This window comes from Brevibacillus sp. 1238, from assembly GCF_029892995.1.
Lineage (GTDB): Bacteria > Bacillota > Bacilli > Brevibacillales > Brevibacillaceae > Brevibacillus > Brevibacillus parabrevis.
On record NZ_JARXWC010000008.1, the window covers coordinates 58,131 to 83,054 of the forward strand.

Sequence of the window (24,924 nt, forward strand, 5' to 3'; positions counted from 1 at the left end):
AAGAGGAGGAGAGAAGATGAAGCGGCTGTATGTCGTGAAAAAAGTAGAGAGCTGTTCCTTGAACGAAAACGGACAAGCATTCGTACCAACTTATCCACTGTTTATTTGGGCGGACACTCCGGTACAGCTGCGAATGGGGGAACAGTGGCAGGAGGTGGCAAAAGGCCAGCTTGCTTTCGTTCACCCGAACGAGCGCATCGAAATGAAACGGGCGAAACAGGCTGTCGACTCGCTGTTTCTCCTCTTTTTTCAAGGATACCGTCTGGAGGAAGAAACGATCGACAAGCTGACGTATCTCGTCGATCACAGCACCTTCCCGGCACATGGCTCTGTTGCGGGCGTTGGCTCGTTGCCGCTCCGGGCTTTCACAATCGTCGAGCAGTTAGTGAAAAGCAACGCGAACGCTTCCGGTAATCCAAGCGATCAGGCAAGTCAGCACGGGCTGCTTGCCGAGCTGCTTGACCTGTTTGCCAGGGCTGTGTCGACACAAACAGCCAATCCGGCAAATCCGATGCACGATGTCCTCGACTTCACGAACCGCTATTACGACCAAAACTTGACCCGTACCCAGCTGGCGGAACTGTCAGGCTATGACGCCAGCTATTTCTCGCGTCAGTTTCAAAAGCTGGTCGGGCACAGCTTTTCCGAGCATTTGACGCGGGTCAGGCTCGATCGGGCAAAGCTGCATCTGCTGACAAGCGAGGCGACGCTTCAGGAAATCGCGGAGAAAGTCGGCTACGCAGACGGTTTTTACTTGAGCCGCAAATTCAAGCAAGTGATCGGCACTTCCCCCAGCGCGTATCGGCGGATGCCAAAGCCGCAGCGCATCGTTGCCCTGCAGTTTGCAGGTGACTTGCTCGCGCTCGGAATCAAGCCGATCGCTGCCCGGTTTGCGCCGTGGGAAAGCTCGCCGTTGATTGCAGCGGAGCTAGACGGGGTGCGGAATGTCGAAGAAATACAGAGCGTGGCGGAATGGGAGCAACTATCGCCGGATATGGTGCTTGCACCGGATTATTTGTATTACGTGCCCGATCAATTGGAGCAATTGCGCAGGCTGGAACAGATCGCGCCTGTGCTCGTCCTCCCGTGGGATCGGCTGGGGGATCGTCCTGCTCTGGCTGACCGTGATGTTGCATGGTTGCGGTACGGCAGATTCGGTCCCGAATGCAGGAAAACAAGAGGAGACACCAGCGGCTAAGCCAGAGACCAGGATTGTGAAAACCGTCCATGGGGATGTCGAAATACCAGCGAATCCGCAGCGAATCGTCACACAAGGGTACTTGGCGCAATTTCTCGCATTTGGCGTCAAACCAGTAGGAGCGCCGTACTGGGAAATCGAAAGTCCGCATGTCAAGGATTTGGCCGCAGGGATTGCGGATATCGGACAGATCGATGGCGGTTCGGTCGAGAAAATTTTGGCGCTGAATCCTGACCTGATCGTGACGGTTGGCGGGGATGAAAAGCTGAACGAGCAATATCGCAAAATCGCGCCGACAATCGTCATCCCTTATGGCACCTACCATGAGGTGCATGAAGAAATGAAAGCGTTCGGCCAGATGCTCGGCAAGGAGCAGGAAGCAGACAACTGGCTGGCCGCATTTGACGAGGACGTGAAGCAGGCAAAAGCGTCGATCGCGGGATTGGTTCCGGCAGGGACAACCTTTTCGATCATGGGACCGTTTGGCAAAGAGTTTTACATATACGGCGATGGTGTGAACCGGGGCGGCCAGGCGATTTACCAGCAGCTCGGCTTGACACCTCCGGAGAGCGTGCGCACCGATTTGATTCAGAAAAAGGTGGACGCGCAAAGTGTCTCGACCGAGAAAATCGCTGCGTATGCCGGGGATTATATTTTTCTCGACATATCTGGCGGAGCCGAGTTCGATGAAAGCTCGCCTGTTTGGGCCTCGCTCGATGCGGTGAAGAACAATCGCGTTTTCAAGCTGAACCCGGATCGCTTCTGGCCGTATGATCCAATCGCGGTGCAGGCGCAGGTGAAAGAAGTGGCAAGCATGTTGCAGGAGAGACTTGGCGAGAAGAAAGCGCAGAAATGATAGATTCGATACGGCGAAGCTTGTTGTGTTCAAAATGAAATATTTTCCAAGTACAGTGCGTGGGTGATATGATAGATTCGCCCACTTTTTTTATTGCTTGGGGAAGGAGCGGATGAAATGAGCAAAGCTGCGATCGGAGTAGGGCTGATCCTTTCCGCTTTCCTGCTTTCAGCCTGTGCGAACCACTCCCCAACGACGGATTCCGCAAACACAACAAGCGCAATCGCAAGCTGGCCCTATCCTTTTGTGAAAGTCGAAGATCGCTTGTATGTCATCGCCGATGATGAAAACGAAGAGCAATGGATCGACAAAGAAAAGCTTGGAGAACAAATCGGTAGCGTAGAAGCGAAGTACGCTTTTGAAGGAGACGAGCAAACAGCGCAAGCAGCGATTGCCTCCAACTACTTGGAAAAAGGGACAAAGCTGTTTGCCATCAAGGACGTTGACCCAAAAGAACAGATTGCATGGGAAAAGAGCGAGGGTGTGTTTGTTCGGGCAACATTCGAGATTTCTGGCTCCGAATGAGGGGCAGTTGTAGGTGAGAAGGTTTTTTCGCAACCAAAGAGCGTTGGAAAGAAATGAAGCACCGATCTCTTTGGGCAAAAGGGGAGCGCAGGTATAGGCGAGGCGATACAAGAAGGAAGGAGGGAGGACATGACTCAACTGCTGGATATGCAAATCATGTTCAACGATGTGTTAAGACGAAAGGTCGCTATCGAACAGTTTGAGCAATGGGTTTATGGGCATCCAGACATTGAAGAGCATTTTGGCTCTCCGTTTTATTTGCAACTCATCAGCCTGGACTATCGGGGAACGTACATCGAACTGGACCTGAAGCAGCTGCTGGAGCCTGTCATCCCGTATCCGGAACTGGAAAATCGCAGGTTGAAAGAAAATTTGCAAATAGTTGCAAGCACGAATGATGATATCGCAACTGCTTTGGACACGATCTATGACGACTATTGTGACGGATACAGCTTTCTCCGCTTTCTGGCTTTGGCGTACGCTCTACTCAGTGGAGCTGAGGGGCAGTTGACGATCAGTTACCGTCAGCGCGCACTGCTCCAGGAAGAAGCAAGACGGATTCAATCGTTCTTTGCGGCAGGGAAAATCAAAATGACAGGACTGCACGAATACGCTGATCTTCGCCACGAAAGCGAGCAGATGGAATTGCGAAATATCGAGTCCATGCTGCGAAAACTGGAGGAAAATAATCGCGACACATGACATCTTCCGCCGTCAAGCCCGCCGCCGATCATCAGGCAGCGGGCTTTCCCTTTCCCTTTTCCATTCATTCACACCGCAGCATTGCTCCCTATCATCTCCGCCTGGTCAAGCGAGCGGGGCCGCCCGAGCAAAAAGCCTTGCCCGACAGGAACCCCCAGAGCTTTTGCCGCCGCCAGATCATCAAGCTCCTCCAGCCCTTCCAGCACCAGCTGCGATTGCCCCAAACAAAAATCAACAAACAGCGAGACAAGCTTTTGCTTGTTCGGATGGTGGGCAAGCTGGCTGCCGAAATAGCGGTCGAGCTTGACCACGTCCGGCTCGTATTCGACGATTTTGCGCAAAGATGCTGCACCCGAGCCTACGTCATCCAGTGCGATCAAAAAGCCGTACGCGCGCAACTCGCGGATTTTCTGGCCGAGCAGTCGGACATCCCACATCTTGTCCTCCTCGGCCGCTTCATTGATCTCCAGTACAATTCGGCGAGCGATGCCCGGAAACGCAGCGAGAAGCTCGTCCAAAAAAGGTGGAAAGAGCGGATTCAGCAAGGTAGACGGAAAGAGATTGACAAACAAGTACGGCGCATTTCGCCCCGCAGGCATTTCCGCAAAATAAGATGAAACGGCACCGCGCATGGCGGCGGTATCCAATTCGTACAACTGACCAGCTTGACGCGCCGTCTGAAAAAGCTGCTCAGGCGATTGCTTCGATGCGCACCGCAGCAGCGCTTCGTATCCGAAGCATTGTCCGTTCGCAAGCTCCACGAGCGGCTGATAAGCAGCGTAATAGGTGGACGGCTTCATTGACTCAGCCATGAATCGTTTTCCCCTCCTGATCGCGAATCGACATGGCTCCGTGCAAACGTGCGGAGCCATGGAGGAGCCGAGTTTTTCCTCCGAGAAAGATTTTTTCACTTGGAAAAAATGGAATTTAGCTCATTCTACAATACAAATGGCAGTTCGGCAATTATTTTTACCAAAGGAAACATATTTGTATATGTACAAAACGCGTTGCTTCTTGTAAACTGTCCTTGTCATCAATCCGAACAGGAGGGATTTTCCAATGAGAGCTTTCCTTTTGCCAAAACGGTCGTATGTTTGCGAACTACGGGAACGGCGGTGCCTGGGCGTAAAAACAACGGAAAGCGTTACAGCGTGAGCAACAAGATGGCGATGGCACGCGAACAGACAACCCGGCAAAAGCTGTTGGTGTACATGAAAAAGCAAGGGACCGTCGATGTCCAGCAATTGGCGGAGCACTTGCAAATGACCAAGGTCGCGGTACGCAAGCATTTGGATCTTTTACATAGAGAGCATTACGTAGAGGCAAGCATCATGCGCAGACGGATTGGGCGTCCAGTCTTTGTGTACAAATTGACGCCAGCGTCCGAGCGATTGTTTCCCACGCACTACGATGAGTGGGTGACAGAGCTGATGGAAAATGTGGAGGAGCTGTTTGGCGAATCGCATGTGGCGATGCTGTTCGAACGCAGGATGAAGCGCATCCAGCAAAAATATCGCGAGCAGATGGCAGGCCAATCGTTCGAGGAGCGGCTTGACACGTTAGCGAAGCTACAGGATGCAGACGGCTATATGGTCAAGCTGGAGCAAAAGGCGGACGGGGTCTACTCGTTTATCGAAGCGAATTGCCCGATCGCGAGAGTAGCCAGCGAGTTTCCCCAAGCGTGCCAGTGCGAATGGAGCTTGTTCGCTTCGCTGTTCAACGACGCACAAGTAGACCGGACAGAATGCATCGCAGAAGGAGGGACGTGCTGCCGCTACCTTTTGACGAAAAAGCAACAGACTTGAAAGCTCATGCCAAATTAGGCATGAGTTTTTGCGTTGGCAGCGGCAGAAAAGGACAGACGACTATTCCCCAAGCGAAAGCTCGGGCGTATGGATATAGCAAGTCGAAAAAGCGAAAAACGCGAAGCATACTTGCGAGCCAACCAAGAAGGAGAGGAGGTGAAAACATGGCTATGCCCCAACCCAGGCGGACACCTGCGCGAAAAACGCCCTTTTTAAACCATCTAGAGCTGCGGCGCGCTCCAAAAAGCCACCAGCAAAACTTTTTGCGTGTCAAACAATCCATGCCAAAGCAGGACATGGCTGTCGACAAATACGAAGCACCGCGGCCCAAGCGCCAGCTTCCAGCGAAAAGCAAAAGTCAAAGCCCCGTTGCAAGTGACGTTTCCCGCCAAGCGCGAAAGGTTGGAAAAGCTTTCGGGAAAAAAACAGCGCCCATCAAGCCGCCGAAAATACGGACGCCGCTGGCAGCTCCCGATCCTCTCGAAGAGTTGCCGCACCTCGATTCATCGAGCTTGCTTGCGAGCGAGCCTTTGCGCATGGCGGACAGCAGCGCAGTCACAGCGCCAGTACGGGGTCAACAGGAAACCGGGACTGCGGCAAACGCAGGCAGCAGCAGCCAGGTTGTTTTCGCGGATGTAGCGTACACCGAGCAGGGAGAAAATGCGTATGTGCAAGTTTCGATTCTGGAAGAAGCGTGGGAAGTGAACTGGGTGCACCCGATCCATGCCCACTGGCAGCAGGAATGGCTGGAAATCCATCCGAAAATCTCGCTGGATGTGCAGGAGACGCGCCATGAGAGCAATGGGCGGGTGGTCTGGGTGCGCGGAGATTTTGAGCTGACCGTCGTTGGCACGACAAGCGAAGCGGGAAAAGTCGCCCATGAGACGCTGCGCCTGCCTTTTACATCAACGGTTTTGCGCCCGCCGGTTGCTTCGGAAAAGCAGGGAGCGGGAGCATTTCCCGACAACAGCCCGCTTGCCAGCACGGAAAGCTGGATCGAAACAGGCGATTGGAAGGCGAGCCTCATGTCCGAGCCATTCATGAAAAAAGGAGCCGGCACAAGCGAGTACAACGGGGTGGCGATCGTCAGCGGGCGAATCTGGTGGTTCCGCAAACAGCTGATTCCGCTCAGGTACGTAGGCCAAGACTGACGTGACGGCTTTTCTTCGCCATGGTCAGCAGGCCAGATCGGCAAGCGCAGGGAGCCAGTCCGCTTTTCCCTTTGCTGGCAGCAGCAAGTGCACGGCTTGTCTTTCGTACATAGGGAGTATCGCTGAGCAAATAGTTGCCTAGTTAACCAAAACTCCCAAGCAATCCGATCACAAGCCGGCTCCAAAAGGCAAAAAATGGGTATATCACGCTCGGCAACAGCCAAGTCGTTTGCCAAGGCCAGGCCATATGATGAAGAGAAAGACAATGCTCTGATAAAGGAGGCGATCAATCAAATGGGAAAACACGACGATTCAAAAGACTGCAAGTTCCGGGTTGAATACCATTGCGACGACAAACACGACAAGCATGACAAACACGATCACAAAGACAAACATGAATGCAAAGACAAGCACAAGCATGAGCATAAACACGAACATAAGCACAAACACGAGCACAAGCACGAGTACAAATGCGACCACGACCACAAGGACAAAGACAAGCATGACAAGGATCATTGCCACAGCAAGCCTGGCCATTCCTGCGGCGTGGACAATGTACGCGTATTTGGCTCCAGCACAGAAGCGACTACTTTTCCGAAAACGATCAAAGTGCCTGTCACCCTGGCAGAACTCTCGGTCGTAGTTTGTGTCGAAGCAGATATTCAATTGGAAAAACCTGCGCTGGAAATCATCCGGGCGTGGAAAAGCGTCATTCTTGAGCAATGCGAGCTGGTTCCGACATTCAATCCGTACGCGGCCAAACTGTTCGGAAGCGGCTTCATCCGCAAAAACCTTGAGTATGCCACAGCAGACCACGTTTCGGGCAGTGCCGTATGCGGGGATATTCGCCACATCAGCGCGCTGATTCCGTTCGACTTTTGCGTAGGAATTACGTTCCCTACATCTGGCCCATCCTTGCAGCTCATCCCCGATTTCACCTCTTCCGGCGAGCTGGGCAACAAGACAGGCACAGCAGCACAGTTGAACATGGGGCTATTTGGCAACCGCCAATTTTACAACGAAAAACCGTACTGTGAGCTGGTCTTTTCCGAGTTCACCGAGCTGGACATCGGGCAAGATTTGCGTAAAGTCAAATGCAACGAGCATGCTTTTTCACACGTACGCGAAAAAATTGTTCTCAATCTTGGGCTGAAAGTTTTGCAAGATCAGCAAGTTCCCTTGCCTGTGATCAATCCGCCAAAACCGCCGCACTACCCTTGCAAATAACCGCCAGCCAAGAAACGTAAAGACACTGACGCATCCGTTGGTGTCTTTGGTTTGTACAGAACAAAAATCCGCTTTTGTCTTCTCCGGCTCCCGATTTGACTGTCGCGCCACGCTCCGGGTATGAGAAAGTATGTTTGGCTCACGGAGGCGGCACTTCGCTGCTTGTCGCGAGTAAAAACAGTTCGTCCAGGGAGTGGAGAGACAGATGAAGCTCGTACATGTTATGGCAACGCTCACGTGCCTGTTCTTGCTGGCTGGTTGCGCCAGTCCGGAGGCAGGCGGCCAAGGGGCTGCGGGGAATGCCGCCCGAAAAGAAATCGTGAATCCGGGGGGCGAGAAGGTTAGCATCCCGTTGCAGCCGAAACGCATTGCCGATTTGTCCGGGTCGACGGAGGAGCTGCTTTTGCTGGGGATGGAGCCTGTCGCGACGGGCAATATCGACTATGGCAACCGCGCCGAATTTTCTCCGACGATCAAAGAGCGGCTGGCCAAAGAGACAGTCAACCTCGGTTGGTACGCCGAACCGATCAGCCTGGAAGCCGTCATGGCCGTTGAGCCAGACTTGATTTTATTGGGGCCGCTGTTCAACGAAAATTTGTACGAGCAGCTATCCAAAATGGCTCCGACGATCAAAATTCCCCACCCGTACTACGAGTGGCGCAAGCGGTTGGACTTTTTGGCAGACACGTTTGAACAGCAGCCGAAAAAGGAACAGTGGCTGAGCGAATATGCGAAAAAAACAGCGGAATGGAAGCAAAAGCTCGGCCCGATTCTCAAAGACGAAACATTTGTCGTGGTCGAAACGTATCCGCAAAATCTGGTCATTTATTCGTCAACGGGGGCAGCCGAGCTGATCTACAGCGACTTGGGACTCAAGCGAGCGGAGGGCATCCCTGCGCCGGAGCATTGGGGCGGAATCGAAATCAGTCTGGAAGCGCTGTCTGCCCTCCATCCACAGCATTTGTTACTGATGGAAAACAGCGAAAACAAACTGAGCGACAGCAAGGTGTGGAAAAGTTTGGGAGCGGTGCAAAAAGGCAATGTGTACAAAATCAGCAACGTAGACAATTACAACTATTCCTACACAGCCATCGGCCGGATGCAATTGTTGGACAAGCTGGGCAACCAGATCGTGCAGGTGCACGGACAGAAGCAGTAGCAGTAGCCGCAAAGCAGGCGGGACTAACAGCCATGGCGTGTACCATGTTCCAATCCGTACCGTTTTTTGCTCCGGCATGAAATCATTTCGCGAAAAAATCCGTTTTACAGCATTATCTCTCCGTCATTAGGTAGTGGCTACCTTGCCTTTTTCCATAAGATTAGGGGCAGGGAGTGACGAAAGGAGTAGAGTAAAAACATGGGACGAGTACGAATTAGTGTCTTTTTCAGCGTCTTCGTCGCAATGGTTGGCTTGATGATCATCGCCCCTGTCATGCCTCCATTGATTCGTGAATTGGGATTGAGCGAAACCCATTCCGGTTTGATTATTTCACTTGGTTCCGTAGCCATGGCGATCATGGCGCCCGTCTGGGGGAAATGGAGCGACACAAAAGGCAGAAAGCCCGTCATTTTAATAGGCTTTCTGGGAATGTTCGTCGCCTATGTGTTGTTTACGCTCACGATGTACGCAGGGCTTGCGAAGCTGATCAGCGGAGGTCTGCTCGTGTTCCTGCTGATCTTGGCCCGGGCGATGGTCGGCATGTTCATTCCTGCCGTTCCGTCTTCGGCGCAAGCGTACATGGCTGATGTGACGGAGGAAAAGGACAGGTCGTCCGGGATGGCGCTGATCGGTGCTGCCAATGGAATGGGGCTTGTCCTCGGGCCAGCGATCGCGGGAGTTTTTGCCCTGATCGGTCTGATTTGGCCGCTGTACATCGGGGCGCTGCTGCCGATGATCGCGTTTATCGTGGTGCTTCTCTTGATTCCGCCGCACAAGCCGGTTGTTGCGACAACCAAGCCGCCCAAGCTGAATCCTTTGCAAAAAGGACTGCGTCTGTACTTGTTCGCAGGGATGGCTACCATGCTGAGCATTGTCACCTTGCAAGTCGTCGGCGGGTTTTATTTCCAGGATCAGCTGCTTTTGACCACAACAGATACGGCGCGGATGCTTTCCATGGGCATGATGCTGAGCGGAGTCGCGATGATCATTACCCAAGGGGTGCAGATGAAAAATCCGAAATGGCAGCCGCGCTCGCTGATTCTCGTCGGTTCCTTGCTGGTGCTTGGCGGTGTAGCGCTGTTCCTGCTGTTCATTCATGCTGTCGGCTTTTACATCGCGTTCTTCTTATTTGGTGTAGGTACGGGCTTGATGATGCCAGGCTTTATGGCAGGCGCTTCGCTTAGCGTTTTGCGCGAGCAGCAGGGCGGAGTAGCCGGATTGGTGGGAGCCGTGCAAGGCATATCGGCTGTAATTGCGCCGATCTTGAGCACAAGTCTGTACCAGGTAGAGCGGCATTTGCCTTTTGGTGTCGTTGCCATTGTCGTGCTTTTGATGGCGATCACGCTGTTCGCTTCCAAAGGCGCACCTGTGTCAGCCAATGTGCTGGCGACGAAGCATTCGGAATAAGCAGTGGACCACCGAAGGACCTGTCTTCTGACCATCTGTGGGGGGCGGGTCCTTCTTTTTTACCATGCAATGATAATGATTCTCGTCAACCATCTGCGACAGGAAAGGAGAGTCGGGTATAAAAATGAAAGCAGAAATGTCCGGGCTCTTGCAAATCGCCAAAGAGAAAAAAGGGCTGCTGACCGCGGCCAGCTTGCTTTCGACGGTTTCCAGTCTCCTGCAAATCGCTCCCTTTGTAGCCGTGTACAAAATCGTGGAAGAACTGCTCTTGCACGCACAAAGTCCTGCGGGAATCGACAGGGAGCTGATCACGTATTGGGGCGTCGCCGCTTTGGTAGCGCTGGTTGCCGCCTTACTCACCTTGTACGTCGGGCTGATGTGCTCCCATGTGGCTGCCTTCCAAATTTTGTACCAGTTGCGGGTACGGCTGGCCGAGCACGTGGCGAAAGTCCCGATGGGCTACCATACGAAAACGGCCACGGGCGAGTTAAAAAAAGTGATCGAGGTCAGTGTCGAAAAAATCGAGAAATTCATTGCCCACCAGTTGCCTGACATGGTGACAGCCATTTTGATCCCGCTTTTGATGATCGGGTATTTGTTTTGGCTCAATGGGTTGCTTGCTCTCGTGCTGCTCGTCCCGGTTGTCTTCGGTCTATGGGTGCAGGCGCGCATTTTTACAAGTAAACTCGGCCGAAACGCTTTTCGCGATTATCAGTTTGCCGTGGAAGAAATGAACGCGACAGGCGTGGAATACGTGCGCGGCATGCCCGCTGTCAAAATTTTCGGGATCAAGGCGGATGAATTTTTGACTTTCCAGCGTGCGGTGAGCAGCTATCGCGACATTGCGCTGCGGATCACGGCGCTGTGCAAGAAGCCGTACAGCCTGTTTTACGTGCTGGTCAGCTCCTTGTTTACGTTTATTGTCCCGATCGGCATTTTGCTTGCGAGCGGTCAGCCGGGGAATCAGGCGTTTGCCATTACGTTTACGCTGTTTTTGATTATCACGCCGAGCTTGTCCGTGCCTTTGCTGCGGCTGATTTACGTCGGGGGCGGGCTGCGGGAAATTATCGAAGGCAACAAGCGGATTGCAGCGGTGTTTGCCGAGCCGATCGTAGCGGAGCCAACTGCTCCTCGCGTCCCTGTTGCTTACGACATCGCCTTCGACCGCGTCTCCTTCGCCTATGAAAACAAGGAGAGCAAAGACTACAAGCCCATTTTGCAAAACGTCGACTTCTTCGCCAAAGCGGGCGAAATGACGGCGCTGGTCGGGCCTTCCGGCGGGGGGAAATCGACGATCGCCAACTTGCTCTTGCGCTTTTGGGACGTCCAGGAGGGCACGATTAGCATTGGCGGTGTCCCGATCCAGGAGATGGGCACGGAAAAACTGATGGACACCGTGTCGTTTGTGTTTCAGGATGTGCACCTGTTTTACGACACGATCGAAGCGAACATCCGGATGGGGAACACGTCCGCATCCAGGGAGGCGGTCATTGCTGCGGCGAAAACAGCTTGCTGCCATGAGTTTATCGAAAAGCTGCCGCTCGGCTACGAAACAAAGATCGGCGAAGGGGGAACGTATTTGTCCGGCGGCGAAGCCCAGCGTCTCGCGATTGCCCGCGCGCTGTTGAAAAACGCCCCGATTTTGGTTCTCGATGAGGCAACCGCCTACGCCGATGCGGAAAACGAGAAAAAGATCCAGCAAGGCTTGATTGAGTTGGTGAAAGGCAAAACCGTGATCATGATTGCCCATCGGCTGTCGACGATTCACGCAGCGGAGCAAATTTTGGTCGTGAACAAAGGCGAGATTGTCGAGCGCGGGACACACGACGAGCTGCGCCAGCAAAACGGCCTGTACGAAAAAATGTGGCAAGCGCATGTCAGCGCCGCTACGTGGAAGCTCGGCGCGAACCATACGGACGCACACAAACCCGAGATGAGAGGGGAGGCCCCAGCGAATGCTTCCGTACTTTACTAACATTTCCGGCGGCAACGTGCGGAGCTTGTGGCCCGCTGCTTTTGCTGCCTTGCTGGACGGGATTGCCAAAGTCATTCCTGCCGCTTTGCTCGTCGACATTTTCCAGACGATTTACCTTTCCTTTGCCCAACCGGAGTCAGGGCTTGATACTGCCCGCTTGTGGACCGTCTGCGTCATTTTGTTTGTCTGGCTGATCGTGTCGTACGTCACCTATGCCCATCTGTACGAAAAATCGTACACGGCAGCCTATCGTTTGGCGGCCACCGGGCGGATGAAGCTCGCCGAACATTTGCGTCATTTGTCGTTAGGCTTTTTTGGCAAACGCGATCCCGGCGACGTGACGAACCTGCTGCTCAGTGATTACGCGCAGGTCGAACATACGATTTCCCACAACGTTCCGCAGCTAATCAGCGCAGTCATGCTGCCTGTGCTCGCTTTGCTCGGACTTGCCTTTTTGGACTGGAAAATGGCGCTTGCCATGTTTGTCGCGCTTCCGTTCGGTGCGCTGCTGTTGTGGCTGACCGATTCGTTGCAGGCCCGGCTCAGCGAGAGTCACGTCCGCGCGAAAAATGAAGCGGCCAGCAGGCTCCAGGAATATTTGACGGGTATCCGCGAAATTAAAGCGCACAATGCTGGCGGAAAGCGCTTTGAGCGCCTGCGGCTTGCTTTTGATCGGCTCATGCGGGCTTCTATCCGGCTGGAAGGGCTGGTCGGGCCGCTGATCATGGGCGCGCTTTTGCTGACGCGCTCCGGGATGACGATCATGATTTTGGTCGGCAGTTATTTGCTTGTGGGCGGCACCTTGTCGCTATCGGTCTTTCTGCTGTTTCTGTTGATCGGGACACGCGTGTTCGAGCCGCTGACCGTCGTGTTGATGAGCTACGGAGAAATGCGTTACTCGGCTTACAGCGCACAGCGGATCATGGATGTGCAGACAGAGCAGCGACAGCCGGGAACGGCGCTCATTCAGCCGCACGGACCCATCGTCTTTGAGCGGGTGACGTTCGGCTACGACGAGAACAACCCTGTTTTGCAGGAGCTGTCCTTTACGATCCAGCCGAATACGATTACCGCGCTGGTCGGGCCGTCCGGAAGCGGAAAAAGTACGGTGACCCGGCTGATCGCCCGCTTTTGGGACGTCCAGCAAGGAACGATCACCATCGGCGGCATGCCTGTGCATAAGGCTGACCCCGAATTTTTGCTCAAGCAGATGTCAATGGTTTTCCAGGACGTATACTTGTTCCAGGACACGATTGGCAACAACATTCGCATCGGCAAAATGGATGCGACCCAGGCAGAGATTGAAGAGGCGGCCAGGCGCGCCTGCTGCCATGAATTTATTTCCCAATTGCCGCAAGGATACGCTACACCTGTTGGCGAAGGTGGTTCTACTCTGTCTGGCGGCGAAAAGCAGCGCATATCGATTGCCCGCGCGTTGCTGAAAGACGCTCCGATCGTCCTGCTTGACGAAGCGACAGCCTCGCTTGATCCCGAGAACGAAACGGCTGTCCAGCAAGCGATCAACGAGCTGGTCAAAAGCAAAACGGTCATTTTGATTGCCCATCGCCTGAAAACCATTCAACATGCGGACAAAATCATCGTGCTGGATCAAGGACGTCTTGCCGAGGAAGGAACCCACAGCGAATTGGTGGAAAAATCCGGTCTGTACGCCCGTTTGTGGGGGTTGCAGCAAGAGGTCGACGGTTGGCGCGTGAAGTAAGAAGGATCATCCCGTCCGAGCGGCGGGGTTATTGTCGTTGGATCACAGATGAGAGAAACAACACAGAGGTGAACGACCCCATGAGTCAAGCGGCACACTGGTACGCAATCGAGAATCGCAAGGACAAGCATTGTGCGCTCGCAACCGATTTGAATGCGCTCTATCAAAATGGTTCGTTTCAGCAAACGTTATCGTTGCCCGATCAGATCGGCAAAGGGTACTGGCAGAAAACCAGCCTGAACACGATGCTGGAAATAATGGTTTGCGACATCGTTTTACACGAGGAATTGAGCATGAGCAGCACGGAACAGGACGACTGGATGAAAATATGCTTTTGCCTGGGAGAAGGGATGCAATGGTTGTCAACGGACACACATCGGGACTATGGAATCGCTTCGGGTGAAGTGACCGCCTTCGGGAGAGCGATGACGAGCAGCACGTGCCAATTCGATCCCGCGCGCAGGTTTCACAGCCTGACGCTAAAGCTGGACGTAAACAAACTGATGCAGGCGTGGCCCATCGCTTCGCTTGAACAGCAATGGGCACGCTTGACGGCACATGACAGTCTGTACGACAACAAAAAAATGACGCCTTTGGTGAGGCGCATCCTCCACGAAATGTTGAATTGTCCCTATCAAGCCGCAGTCAGACGCATGTATTTGGAAGGAAAGGTGCTGGAGCTGTTGGCCGTGTACATCGATGAGATTTTGCGGGAAAAAGACACGCTGCCTCGTGAAGTCACCTTGTCCAAGACGGACTTGACCAGTTTGTGGCAAGCCAAACAAATCGTCGATGCCAATCTGCTGTCGCCTCCCAGTCTTGCCGAGCTGTCCCGGCAAATTTGCCTCAATGAATACAAGTTGAAAAAAGGCTTTAAACAGCTGTTCGGCTTGCCTGTGCATGCTTATGTGATCGATCAGCGGCTGGAGCAGTCGAGACGCTTGCTGGAGGAGGGCAGCGTCAATGTCACGTATGCCGCCAGCATGGCAGGGTTCAACAACCTGGGACAATTTGCTGAGAAGTTCCGGAAAAAATACGGGGTGAATCCGTCTGCTTACTTGAAGAGCAGGGGATTTCGGACTGTTTAATTACGAACTATAATTTGTTATGGCGGTAATAATATTCGCCTATTTTCTTTATGATCGGCTCGAAGTGAAAAAAATCACGGGGGTAATACTTTTCGCCGTCCATGATCATGAGGTTAAAGGCGAACATTAAGAAAATAGCCAAGGCATTCTTTTCCCGACTAGGCATTTGGGCGGATTTTCATGTCATTCTCTGGAAAAGTGGCTGAAATCTACTATAATGAGAGAAAACCGGGGAAGAGAATGTATGTTCTGATAGGCTGTACGCTCCCCCTTGGAAGATATGGGAGGCTGAAACGATTGTGATCCATTCTACATTGGAACCAACAGTGAATAAGATGGAGCAAGCCATTGACAAATGGTTCGCCTACATCGAGGAAAAAGACGCCGATGAGATTGTCCGCCGCACGACTTTGCAAGTGGGCATTCATGACTCTGCCATGCTCGAATACAAAAATGATCGGGCCAGCGTTGTCCTGATGGAGCTGGATGATTGGGAGCTTGATTTTGACGACACGCCAGGAGACTTTCGGCGCTTAGGATCGAAGCAGGCGGATTTGTCAGAGACAGACGTGCGGGAACAGGTCGTCCCGCATCTTGCCGCCTATATAAAAGAAAAGCTGGAAACTCTCTCGTCCCAAGCGCTGATTAACTACCAGTTTTCGTTTTGGGGCAAGTTTCAGACAGACACAGGGGAAGTAAAGCTGCCGATTGTCGAGCTGTTCAACGCGGAAAAACAGCAACGCCTGCTGGCGGAGATTTCCGCTTATCGCACGCAACTGTTTTCGGCTTCAACTGGCCCGACCAAACCGCTGGAGACGTTTTTCCTTTCGCGTCATCTGCTGAACCGTTCGCTGTTTCCCGAGACGGATTGCCACGAAGCCATCCGGGTGTTTGATCGCATTTTGGAAGTAAACAAAAGCAAAAAAGAACAGCTTGGCGAACATCAGCACAAGATCGTCAATGCCTTGACAGACTGGGTGGAAGGCTCGTTTTTGCCGCTTTATTTTGATGTCGTGGCCAAAACGTGGCAGGAAAAGACTTATCAACGAAAGAGCGGCTTCGATCCTGCGCACATCGACGAAGGGGCTATGGAGTTGTTCCTGTATGCCGCCGTCGCTGTGATCAAGTATGAACCGTCCTATAGCAGACAAAAAGGAATTGCCTGGCTGGAGCGGGCTGTTGAACTCGGCAGCAAGCGCGCTTCGCAGTTCATGAAGGAAGGCAGCGGCACGCTCTCCCGCGAGCTGACCGTTCTGCGTGACGAACAGGTCGAGTGCCTGGCAAATGACGTCTTTGCCACCGTGACGATCTCGATCAAGCAGGAGCGCGAAGAGAGCTATGCGCAGGCCCTTGCATTTCTTTGCGCGTTGTTGCAGAGCGGTTTTCCGAAAAGCTATCAAATCAAGCTCAAATCCGGCGTCAAGCAGTTTTTGCCGATCAAAGGATTGGCGAAGTCGGGAACCCATCGCTTTTTTGCCAACGCGCTGGCTTATCCGAACTTGCACCCGTTGCTTGCCGATTACGCCCGCGTTGCCATGGTCACTTATGAGTGGTATACGGATGCCGATGATGAGAGAAATGCACTGCCTGGCACATATGCCGTCTTCGGGCTGGGATTGGCGGACGCTGAGTATTTTGCTTTGGTGGAGGAGTATTTGGACACGATCGATCTGGAGCATCAGTCCGTGCAAGATTATTTTACGGCTGCCTTCGTCGAGAAGCACGGCGTCCATCCAGAGTCGCTCCCGACATTGGTCGCGTGCTTGGTGCACGGCACCGACGCAACGAAAGTGAAGATCAAGTCAGAGCTGGAAGAAGAGCCTAATTTGAGCTTGTTGCTCGATTTGCTGCAAACGCAAGAGCCGCTTGAAGTCGAGCATGTCATTTACATCGTCTGGGGTGGTTTGGACAAGCTTGCAAAGATCGCTGCCAAAGCAAAAGGGGAGAAAGCAGAACGGCTGTCGGCCTTGCTGGATTTGGCGAAAGACCAGTCTGGAAAATGATGGTTGTATAAGAGGGGACACTCTGTCTGAGCGGTCGCTGTATGGTTTTTGGGAGCGGGTGGTTGATTTGATTCGCACGTAAATTCATAGGGCACGCGCTTGATTAATGTTCCAAATTTATTTCGAACTGGTGTGATTCAGGCACCAGTTTTTTTGTACAGGAAATGTCATACGTCGACGGTGGAAGTAATTCGTACACTGGGCGCAGTGGCTGTGGAGATCCTCATTCGTTCCGCACGATATGGCAACGAGGCGGAAGCGTTCGTCATGCTGCACCCTAGGAGCGGGCTTTTGCTGTGACGGCTGCTGCTCTCGGCGTGCGGATCGGCATTGGACGCGTAGTCATAACCAACCTATAGCCATGCATACATATTGGTGAGAATGTAGGCATGGGAGGTAGAGGAATGGACGACAAGAACGCTCGCGATCAGACGCACAATCAAAGGTGGCAAGACGGCCCGCAACCGTCGCGCTACTCGCAGACGGTTGGGAAGCGTGGACCGATTCTAGAACAAGACACCATGCTGCACGAAAAAAATGAAACGTTTATCCATGAGACCATATTAGAGCGCCCGTTGCATGTGAAGGGGTTCGGAGCCTTTGGCTATTTCGAGACGTTTCACTCGATGGCGGCTTACACGAAGCTTTGTTTCCTGCAGCATCCGGGCCAGCAAGTACCCGTTGCTGTCCGATTCTCGCTGGCGGCCAGCAACAGGGGGACGCCGGACACTTCGCGCAATGTGCGCGGCTTCTCGACTAAATTTTATACCGAGCAAGGTATCTTCGACTTAATATGCAACCATCTTCCCGTGTTTACGGTGCGGGACCCCATGCGGTTTGTAGAGACGGTCAGCGCCTTCAATCCGTCGCCCGTCAACAACTTGATGGACCCTAATCGGTTCTGGAGCTTCTACGCAGAAAATCCGGAGGCGACGCATTTCGTGCTGCAACTGTACTCCGACCTGGGAACAGTCAAGAGCTTCCGTCACATTCCGGGTTACAGCGTGAGTACTTATGTTTGGAAGAATGAGCAGGATGTCCGCAATTATGTGAAATACAACTGGGTTCCGCTGGCTGGCGTGCAGTATATCGATAGTCAGGAGGCGGCGCGGCTCGCCTGCGAGAACCCAGATTATGCGGGCAAGGATCTCTATGACACGATTGCTCAAGGAAAAACAGTGGAATACGGGCTGTATGTACAGCTCATGAATCCGCAGGACGAAGCTACGCTGCCGTTCGATCCACTGGACGATACGAAGGTGTGGGATGTGCGGCAGTACCCACTGCTGCCAGTCGGCAAGATGGTGCTGGACACCAACCCCGACAATTATAAAGAACAGGTGGAGAAGCTGGCCTTTTCTCCGTCCAATATGCTGGACGGCGCCGAGTTTTCATTGGATAGAGTGCTTCAAGGCCGCGCCAATATTTATACGGATTCACAGCGTTATCGGTTGGGACCGAATTTCCGCAGCATCCCGATCAACCATCAGGCGGACTGGAAGCCATCTGACGAGGTAACAAGCGGCACCGGCAACTATGTGGCAGGGCGGCTTGAGCGCACTGCACCTCCAAAAGAGGATGACTTCACGCAGCCGGGGCAATTTTACAACTCGCTGTCGCCTGTGCTTCAGGAGCACTTAGTCCACAACATTGCCTCCGATCTTGGAGCTGCCGTGCCGGAGTTGCAGCGGATTGTGCTAGGCTATCTAACCCAGGCGAGCCCGGAACTGGGGGAACGCGTTGCCAGGCAGATCGGGAGCAACGGGAAGAGATAGCAACAACAGAGAATCCGAAACGTTCCGGAATAAGACGCTGAGTTTCTCGACATTCCGAAAAAATGCCAAGAGCGAAGAAATGAACACCCGTCAGCGAGCTTTTGATGGAAATCACGCCATAACCGTAAGTAGACGGTTACTTCAAGCACCTTAATCATGCTAAGACGAACTAGCCGCAGGCGCAGTATGCCTGTGGCTGTTATTTTTTTATGTGAATGATAATCGTTTTCATTTATAATGACGAGAGTTGGAACGGAAACAAAAAGATGGAGGGATTGCATAGACATGAAGGGCGTCATCGAACATATCATGCTCTGGAATCATGCGTCCATCAAAGTGTTGGATGTGCGTCACCAGATATTGGGAAGAGAAATCGGCTCGCGCTCGTACAAGCTGCCGGCCAGTACGTTTTTGTTTGCTGCGCAAGGAAAGGCGCAGATTTGTCTGGATGGCAGCGAGTACGCGATCAAGCCATACGATATCGCCCATAGTGGAAAAGGGACGCTTCTGGACATTTTTTTGGCAGAGGACGTATTTGAATACTACTTGATTTTTTATCGGGCCGCGATCCCGTTGACCAGTCGGCAGCAAATCGTCAACTTGCTGCGAAAAAGCGACCCGTTTCAGCTGCCGTACAGCTTTCAGCCGTGCCAGCCGATTGAGCTGCTTGCACTCGTCAAGCAAATGGACGAACAGTGGCAATGCACGGGCGAGCTGGAGCGCTTCCAGACAAAGGCACTCTTTTATCAATTTGTAAGCGCCGTGCATCGTCAACTGCTCGATTCGAAAGGGGCACGGCTGGAAACCGATCCCGCCGCCCAGGCGAAGCAGTACATTCAGAACCATTATGCCGAGCCGATTACGCTGGAGGCGCTCGCGGAAATGCTGCGCTACAGCGTCCCGCATTTATCGGCCTTGTTCAAGAAAAAGACAGGCTACAGCCTGATCGACTACCTGATTCGCGTACGGATGGAAAAGGCGGCAAGCCTGCTGGTGGAAACAGATCGGCAGTTGCGCGAGATCGCCGAGAGTGTCGGTTACCGCGACCCGTATTATTTCGGGCGCTTGTTTAAAAAAGTATACGGAATATCGCCCGCGCGTTTTCGGGCGACAAAAGCACAGACGCCGCAAACAGTAGATCGTCCGGCAACCATCATCGGATCGTCCATTGCCGCTCTCGATTTTCGCCGTTATATTGATAGCGAGAATCATTATCCATACAAGAAAGAGGGACGCAAAACCATGTACAGACCTGCCAAACCATCTGCTGCGGCAACCGTCATGCTCTGCCTGACCCTGATGCTTGCCGCGTGCTCCGGCAATGCGGGAGCGCCAAGTCAGGCGGCGAACGGGAACCAGACGGAAACAAGCGCTGCATCAGACGCCAATCGCTCGACGCAAACGAGCTCCACGCCAGCGAAGGCGAGTTCGCAAACCCAAGTCATTTCCACCGTCAAAGGGGATGTCGTCGTTCCAGCCACACCAAGGCGCATCGTCGCCGATCAATATTTGGGCACGCTGATTACACTCGGTGTCACACCGATCGGAGCGCCCGGCTTGCATCGCCAAAACCCGTATATTACCGAAGCGCTGAAAAATGTCGAGGACATCGGGGATGTCAACGGCTCCTTGGAAAAAGTGATCGACTTGCAGCCTGACTTGATCGTCACGGAATCATCCGACGACCAGGGCCGCTATGATCAGTTGTCCAAAATCGCCCCGACGATCTCCATTCCGTATGGACAGTTGAAAAATATTCAAGAGGAATTGACTTTCTTCGGCAAGCTGCTCGGCAAGGAACAGGAAGCAAAAGACTGGCTGGCGGATTACGAGAAGCGCATCGCCGCCGCGAAAGAACGCGTGCGCAAAGTCATTCCCGAAGGCAAGTCGTTTTCGATTATTGAGCTGACCGACAAGCAGATGTTCGTCTATGGCGACAACTTTGGCCGGGGCGGACAGGCTGTCTATCAGGCGCTGGGCTTGAAGCCGCCAGCTGCGATCGCCAAAACGCTGCAGGAGAAGCAGTGGCTGGAGCTGTCCAGCGAGCTTTTGTCCCAATACGCCGGAGACTATATCATCTTGACTTCGAACAGTCACACGCTGGAAGACTTGAAAAAAGATCCGCTCTGGTCGTCGCTCGACGCTGTGAAAAACAACCATGTGTACGTCTGGAAGGAAGAACGTTCCTGGTACTACGACCCGATTGCGGTGTTGTCGCAGACGGAAGAGATTGCCGATTGGTTGACGAAGCAGTAATCCGTTTGACCATTTTGGAAAAAGCGAAGGCCCGCGCAAAGTTCCTTGTCAACTCTGCATGGGCCTTTTTTGCTTTATTTTCTTCCTGCAAAGCCTGCAGGAGGTGACTTTACCTGTGGCTCTGGCTTGGAGGAACGTGACTTGGTTTTAAATAAGGTAGGATCGATATCGAACATGCTGATGGCAAGCTGATCTTTCCCGTGTACTTGAGCAATGATTTTTTCGTGTCCACTAAAAGGCGCCTGGGCAGATGAGCCGCCGTATTCACCTGTATTGGCAAGAATGACAGGCTGGAACATATGATAATTCAAGGCGGAAACCATGTTGTCAAACGTCCCGATGTCTTTGTTCAGGGCCGAGATGACAAACATGTCGGAAATATCACGAAGATCGGCCGTCAGTGCTATGTCGGTTGCATCGTAACAAATAGCTCCCGCCACGCGTATAGATTGATTGCCTTTTTGAAACTCGACATAGGCTTGGTAAGGTCTGTGGCTTTGGATATTCATTTTGCGTTCCAGCTTCGTCATATGCTGCTTGCCTTGCCACACGGCAACAAGTGGATTTTCGTCTGAATTGAGAATCCAAATCGCTTGATTCACCGTGGCTTGATCGGATGCTCTTTTTTGAAAACCTAATCCCGCAAAAATGCTTGCTTTCGTTTTGTGGGAGAGTCTCAGCAAGTAGTCGATGTCGTCGGGATGGACAGACAGCTCAGGAAAGACGATCAGATCAGCAACATAAGCGGACTCCTTGCCTGATCTTTTTATAGCAGCGTGCCAAGTTGCCAGATGCTTCTCAACCATGTGGCAAAGGTCCGCGATATGAGCACGGTGTTTCTCGCGGAAGTCCGAAGACCAGTGCATCGGATCTTTGGCGTTAAAATCGTCCATGTATGGCAGCAAGGATTGGACGATGGCGACACGGAACAGGCGGTCGTCCTGACGCTTTTGCAGTTTGACAGGCAATACGTATCCTGGCGTGTTGGACCATTTGCCAAATACTTTCTGCTGCTCTTGCATACGGTTCTGAATGATTTTCAGCCATTTTTTGCGGTCGGACTGTGCAGCAGAAATCCCGTGAACAAACCTTTCGCGATAATCGATACCCGGCCATTGCAAAAGCAGGAACAACAGCTCGCTCATCCAAGGGGACAAGGGCAACGGCTCCGGGAAGAGGCTGCTCGCCAGGCTGGACATGCCAAAGCGGCGTGAAAACCAGGTGGAGCGCAATCCTCTGTACCCAGCCGAAACGGAATGGTCTTGTCGCATCAGAAACGAGTTCGTCGTGTAGTCGTATTCGCCAGTCAGGCAAGCCCGTAAAATACAACCGAGATTGTACATCCACCGACATTCTGCTTTTACCCAGTGCGGGGTTGGCAAAGAGTATGAGCTTTTTGTACTGGTTACCGTGATGGCAAACGGCTTTTTATAAGGATTTTGCCAAGCTTCTTTGTCCGTCATCGTTATTTGCAAATCTTCGATGGACAGGCCGTTTTCGCTGTTCAAGCGGGTAAATGCATCTTCTTTGCCCGAGCCAGGCTTCAGCAACTCCAACATCAAATGCAGCAAAGCATTTTCTTGCTGAAAAGGATTATCTGCGCTCGTAATGAGACTGGCGAGACTGACAGGCGTATTCGTTGCAGTTGCAGAAGACCAGTCTGCTTGTTTCTTGAGCGAATTGCGATAGATGATGGAGGATAGCTCAGGCACCTGCTGGACGATCTCTGTTTCGATGGTCAGGCTTGAGAGAATCCTCTGAAGCAGATCAGGGCGATTCGCGCAAAGGAATTTTAACGACCGAATTTTTTGCATAGGCTGCCTCTTCCATTTCTGATAGGCTTCCGCAAACCACGAACTGAACCTGTCAGGATTTGGATGAAGCTGTTGGACGATCAAGGCCATCGTTAGCATATCCTTACGATTTTTACTGGTGATCGCACTATAAAGAAGCGCACGATGTAAAAGTGTGTAAGGCTGCAACTCGCTGCTTTCATCATTTAAAACGTAAGCTTGGCCAACCGAAGCAAGATAGAGAGCAGCTTGTTGTTTCACATACCAGGACATTTTGTCCTGAGCGTCTAGTATCTTCCTTGCAAAAACGGCGAGATGTTCGCGAAAAGCAAGCAAATCCGCATATTCAGGATCATGCTTTTTCGAGTGGTGACCAATCCAGACAGAACACGCGCACAAAATATCCGCCGAAACGTATTCCATCACGAGCTTTTGGTGGCTGAGCTCTGTATCATTGTTAACGTTCATATAAAGCTTTTGCTCAAGAGCTTCCGTTACGACTTTCAACAGTTTTGCGCTAGGAAAGAGATCGAGCCCAAACTTCAGCAGGGAGCTTAACGATGGATTTTTCGACCAAACGGCAATTAATTTCCTGGCGTACAGTTCAAAATCGTGGTCGATATGACTGTTTACGGTAGGGTTCTGATCGCTGGAACCGATCATGCTTTTTTGCAGCCTTAACGCGTCTACAAGTCGTTTCGCTGCAAACCGCTTCAATGTGTCGGATTTTACGTCCGCATTCTTGACGGCGATTTTTGACAGGGCAAGATTGTTTACATGTTCGACAGCCGAATCGCCAAGTTGCTCAGACAATTGGATGAGACCGTCTAAACCCCCGACAATTTGTCGCAAAGCTTCGATATCCGGGGTGCCACTTAACGTTCCTTGCAGGATTTGCATGCGGCCAGAGAGGTCACTCTGATTGGAAATTTCTTCATAGCTTTGTATGCTGACTTTATCGGGGTGAATCTCCAAGGAATCTGGTTCAGCCCCCATTTGGCTCAAATGCGAATTGAGCTTGGCTTGAATATGCTCTGTCACCATTTGTTTCAGTTGCTCGATTTCAACGGTGTCAGCAGCTTCTACTACCAAACGGATATCGTCGACATAGCGGCAGTAATCGCGAATGATAAACGGTTCGGAAAAGTCTGATGAGGCAACTTTTTGATGAATGCTTTTTCCTACTTCTTGATCAAATCGCAGCAGGTAGATATTCGAAAAAAAACCGCCCGCAACAAGACCTTGTGGAATACCATCAGGGAGCGTGTCTTTGTTGAGCACTTGTTTTGCCATGGCTTGGTCGGAGTCGTTCCATTCCCAATCGAAAACAGTTCGGGCCATTTCCCAAAAATCAGGATCAGCTTGAAGCGAATCGTCTAGCGTGAACCTTTCCACGTATTCGTTGTAAAGCTCTTCTGCTTCGTCAATTAATGCGGCTCTGTCAATACTGTCGTAGAAGCTCTTCAGGTCGAGTGAAAAGACGTAATGCTTTGTGCCCCGACGATTCAGATGCGTGTACAGTTGGCAAAAGTGCTTCGGACGTTCCAGGAACTTTTGGTAGTCATCGTAGTACATTCGATAGCATTTCGAGTTGCCCCACGGGAATGTAGCGATGGATTCTCCGTCTTCATTTTTGTCCCAGTGGCAATACAGACGGTTTCCGTAGTTAAAAACTTGTTTTCGCTGAGCTTCATGATAATCTGGAATGTCTGTCGGGCCTTGCAGTGTTTCGATGGCATTGGCCAAGCACAGCATGATCGCCGATGCGATGGTTTGGTCCTGGATTTTGATGTGGGCGAGCGGTCTCAAATAGGTTTTGTCGCTTTCAAGCTTCTCTTTAACAGGGTGCCAGCCGTTAGAAGTAAACTCCCAGGTGCAGGTTTTGGGAGCGGGAACCAGTCTGAGTTTTGCGGGACGGTATTCTTCGCTTTCCAAAGATTGAGACCACTCATTCAAGCGATTTTCCAGGTCGAGCGTGGAAAGATCGAGTTCCAGCACATTTGCATACCAATTATGCCTGCGGATGTAATTGTGTGACTTTTTCCATGCCTGAGCCAAGATGACTGTATCCGTTACGTATTGTTTCTGAGGGGACAAAATCCCATATTTTTTGTCGATAATAGACATGTTTCCTCCTACTGCTATGCCCGATCGGGACAGTTCCCAGATGCTGGTCGCACATCGGTGCCAGTTTTGTTGTTTCCGAAAAATAGTGACTGATAGCCATAATAGTAGCACACATGGCACACTAGACTAAATCCCATGCATGCTTTTCCCCGTCACT

The 24,924-nt window shown here is 52.2% G+C and carries 17 protein-coding genes; 15 read left to right on the top strand and 2 right to left on the bottom strand.

Annotated elements, in window-relative coordinates:
• Positions 1–16: 16 nt before the first annotated feature.
• The 4 genes from M2298_RS18555 to M2298_RS18570 all read left to right on the top strand — a co-directional run bounded on the left by M2298_RS18555 (position 17) and on the right by M2298_RS18570 (position 3,281).
• Positions 17–1,198, top strand: coding sequence for a helix-turn-helix domain-containing protein (locus M2298_RS18555; protein WP_280648854.1), 1,182 nt, complete (start codon positions 17–19; stop codon positions 1,196–1,198).
• Positions 1,199–1,214: 16 nt separating this feature from the next.
• Positions 1,215–2,054, top strand: coding sequence for an ABC transporter substrate-binding protein (locus tag M2298_RS18560; RefSeq protein ID WP_280648855.1), 840 nt, complete (start codon positions 1,215–1,217; stop codon positions 2,052–2,054).
• A 117-nt stretch (positions 2,055–2,171) separates the two neighbouring features.
• A complete protein-coding gene (locus M2298_RS18565; RefSeq protein WP_274875338.1) occupies positions 2,172–2,579 on the top strand; it encodes a hypothetical protein in 408 nt (135 codons plus the stop codon).
• Positions 2,580–2,708: 129 nt separating this feature from the next.
• Entirely contained in the window at positions 2,709–3,281 is a 573-nt protein-coding gene (locus M2298_RS18570) for a hypothetical protein (protein WP_122966829.1), read from the top strand.
• 68 nt (positions 3,282–3,349) lie between these two features.
• On the opposite strand, the gene M2298_RS18575 is transcribed toward M2298_RS18570, so the two are convergent.
• Positions 3,350–4,093 (bottom strand): EAL domain-containing protein, encoded by a 744-nt coding sequence (locus M2298_RS18575; RefSeq protein ID WP_217020897.1) that lies wholly within the window; start codon positions 4,091–4,093, stop codon positions 3,350–3,352.
• A gap of 339 nt (positions 4,094–4,432) precedes the next feature.
• On the opposite strand from M2298_RS18575, the gene M2298_RS18580 reads away from it, so the two are divergent.
• The 11 genes from M2298_RS18580 to M2298_RS18630 all read left to right on the top strand — a co-directional run bounded on the left by M2298_RS18580 (position 4,433) and on the right by M2298_RS18630 (position 20,847).
• Positions 4,433–5,086, top strand: coding sequence for a helix-turn-helix transcriptional regulator (locus tag M2298_RS18580; protein ID WP_280648856.1), 654 nt, complete (start codon positions 4,433–4,435; stop codon positions 5,084–5,086).
• Positions 5,087–5,250: 164 nt separating this feature from the next.
• Entirely contained in the window at positions 5,251–6,237 is a 987-nt protein-coding gene (locus M2298_RS18585; protein ID WP_280648857.1) for a hypothetical protein, read from the top strand.
• Positions 6,238–6,531: 294 nt separating this feature from the next.
• Positions 6,532–7,464 carry a CsxC family protein gene (locus tag M2298_RS18590; protein ID WP_229049676.1) on the top strand — a complete coding sequence of 311 codons (933 nt, stop codon included), beginning with the start codon at positions 6,532–6,534 and terminating at the stop codon, positions 7,462–7,464.
• A 205-nt stretch (positions 7,465–7,669) separates the two neighbouring features.
• The gene (locus tag M2298_RS18595) at positions 7,670–8,623 is read left to right on the top strand and encodes an ABC transporter substrate-binding protein (RefSeq protein WP_280648858.1); all 954 of its coding nucleotides are present in this window, start codon (positions 7,670–7,672) and stop codon (positions 8,621–8,623) included.
• A 198-nt stretch (positions 8,624–8,821) separates the two neighbouring features.
• Positions 8,822–10,030: an MFS transporter gene (locus M2298_RS18600; RefSeq protein WP_122966825.1), complete on the top strand. Its 1,209-nt coding sequence runs from the start codon at positions 8,822–8,824 to the stop codon at positions 10,028–10,030.
• A 124-nt stretch (positions 10,031–10,154) separates the two neighbouring features.
• Positions 10,155–12,005: an ABC transporter ATP-binding protein gene (locus M2298_RS18605; protein WP_425592741.1), complete on the top strand. Its 1,851-nt coding sequence runs from the start codon at positions 10,155–10,157 to the stop codon at positions 12,003–12,005.
• Positions 11,986–13,725: an ABC transporter ATP-binding protein gene (locus M2298_RS18610; RefSeq protein WP_280648859.1), complete on the top strand. Its 1,740-nt coding sequence runs from the start codon at positions 11,986–11,988 to the stop codon at positions 13,723–13,725. Before M2298_RS18605 ends, M2298_RS18610 begins: the two co-directional genes overlap by 20 nt.
• Positions 13,726–13,805: 80 nt before the next feature.
• Positions 13,806–14,813 (top strand): helix-turn-helix transcriptional regulator, encoded by a 1,008-nt coding sequence (locus M2298_RS18615; RefSeq protein ID WP_280648860.1) that lies wholly within the window; start codon positions 13,806–13,808, stop codon positions 14,811–14,813.
• A gap of 299 nt (positions 14,814–15,112) precedes the next feature.
• A complete protein-coding gene (locus tag M2298_RS18620) occupies positions 15,113–16,816 on the top strand; it encodes a DUF6138 family protein (RefSeq protein WP_348521716.1) in 1,704 nt (567 codons plus the stop codon).
• A 404-nt stretch (positions 16,817–17,220) separates the two neighbouring features.
• Positions 17,221–18,591, top strand: a complete 1,371-nt coding sequence (locus tag M2298_RS18625; protein WP_280648861.1) for a catalase — start codon at positions 17,221–17,223, stop codon at positions 18,589–18,591.
• A gap of 285 nt (positions 18,592–18,876) precedes the next feature.
• Complete coding sequence (locus M2298_RS18630) at positions 18,877–20,847, top strand: AraC family transcriptional regulator (protein ID WP_280648862.1); 1,971 nt, start codon at positions 18,877–18,879, stop codon at positions 20,845–20,847.
• Between the two features lie 74 nt (positions 20,848–20,921).
• Here M2298_RS18630 and M2298_RS18635 read toward each other — a convergent pair whose 3' ends face one another.
• Positions 20,922–24,767, bottom strand: a complete 3,846-nt coding sequence (locus tag M2298_RS18635) for a reverse transcriptase domain-containing protein (RefSeq protein ID WP_280648863.1) — start codon at positions 24,765–24,767, stop codon at positions 20,922–20,924.
• Between the last annotated feature and the right edge of the window lie 157 nt (positions 24,768–24,924).

Excerpts from the sequence above, each read along its gene's own strand:
- M2298_RS18555 (WP_280648854.1), top strand. The coding sequence starts at position 17 with ATGAAGCGGCTGTATGTCGTGAAAAAAGTAGAGAGCTGTTCCTTGAAC.
- M2298_RS18565 (WP_274875338.1), top strand. The coding sequence starts at position 2,172 with ATGAGCAAAGCTGCGATCGGAGTAGGGCTGATCCTTTCCGCTTTCCTG.
- M2298_RS18570 (WP_122966829.1), top strand. The coding sequence starts at position 2,709 with ATGACTCAACTGCTGGATATGCAAATCATGTTCAACGATGTGTTAAGA.
- M2298_RS18575 (WP_217020897.1), bottom strand. The coding sequence starts at position 4,093 with ATGGCTGAGTCAATGAAGCCGTCCACCTATTACGCTGCTTATCAGCCG.
- M2298_RS18585 (WP_280648857.1), top strand. The coding sequence starts at position 5,251 with ATGGCTATGCCCCAACCCAGGCGGACACCTGCGCGAAAAACGCCCTTT.
- M2298_RS18590 (WP_229049676.1), top strand. The coding sequence starts at position 6,532 with ATGGGAAAACACGACGATTCAAAAGACTGCAAGTTCCGGGTTGAATAC.
- M2298_RS18595 (WP_280648858.1), top strand. The coding sequence starts at position 7,670 with ATGAAGCTCGTACATGTTATGGCAACGCTCACGTGCCTGTTCTTGCTG.
- M2298_RS18600 (WP_122966825.1), top strand. The coding sequence starts at position 8,822 with ATGGGACGAGTACGAATTAGTGTCTTTTTCAGCGTCTTCGTCGCAATG.
- M2298_RS18605 (WP_425592741.1), top strand. The coding sequence starts at position 10,155 with ATGAAAGCAGAAATGTCCGGGCTCTTGCAAATCGCCAAAGAGAAAAAA.
- M2298_RS18610 (WP_280648859.1), top strand. The coding sequence starts at position 11,986 with ATGCTTCCGTACTTTACTAACATTTCCGGCGGCAACGTGCGGAGCTTG.
- M2298_RS18615 (WP_280648860.1), top strand. The coding sequence starts at position 13,806 with ATGAGTCAAGCGGCACACTGGTACGCAATCGAGAATCGCAAGGACAAG.
- M2298_RS18625 (WP_280648861.1), top strand. The coding sequence starts at position 17,221 with ATGGACGACAAGAACGCTCGCGATCAGACGCACAATCAAAGGTGGCAA.
- M2298_RS18630 (WP_280648862.1), top strand. The coding sequence starts at position 18,877 with ATGAAGGGCGTCATCGAACATATCATGCTCTGGAATCATGCGTCCATC.
- M2298_RS18635 (WP_280648863.1), bottom strand. The coding sequence starts at position 24,767 with ATGTCTATTATCGACAAAAAATATGGGATTTTGTCCCCTCAGAAACAA.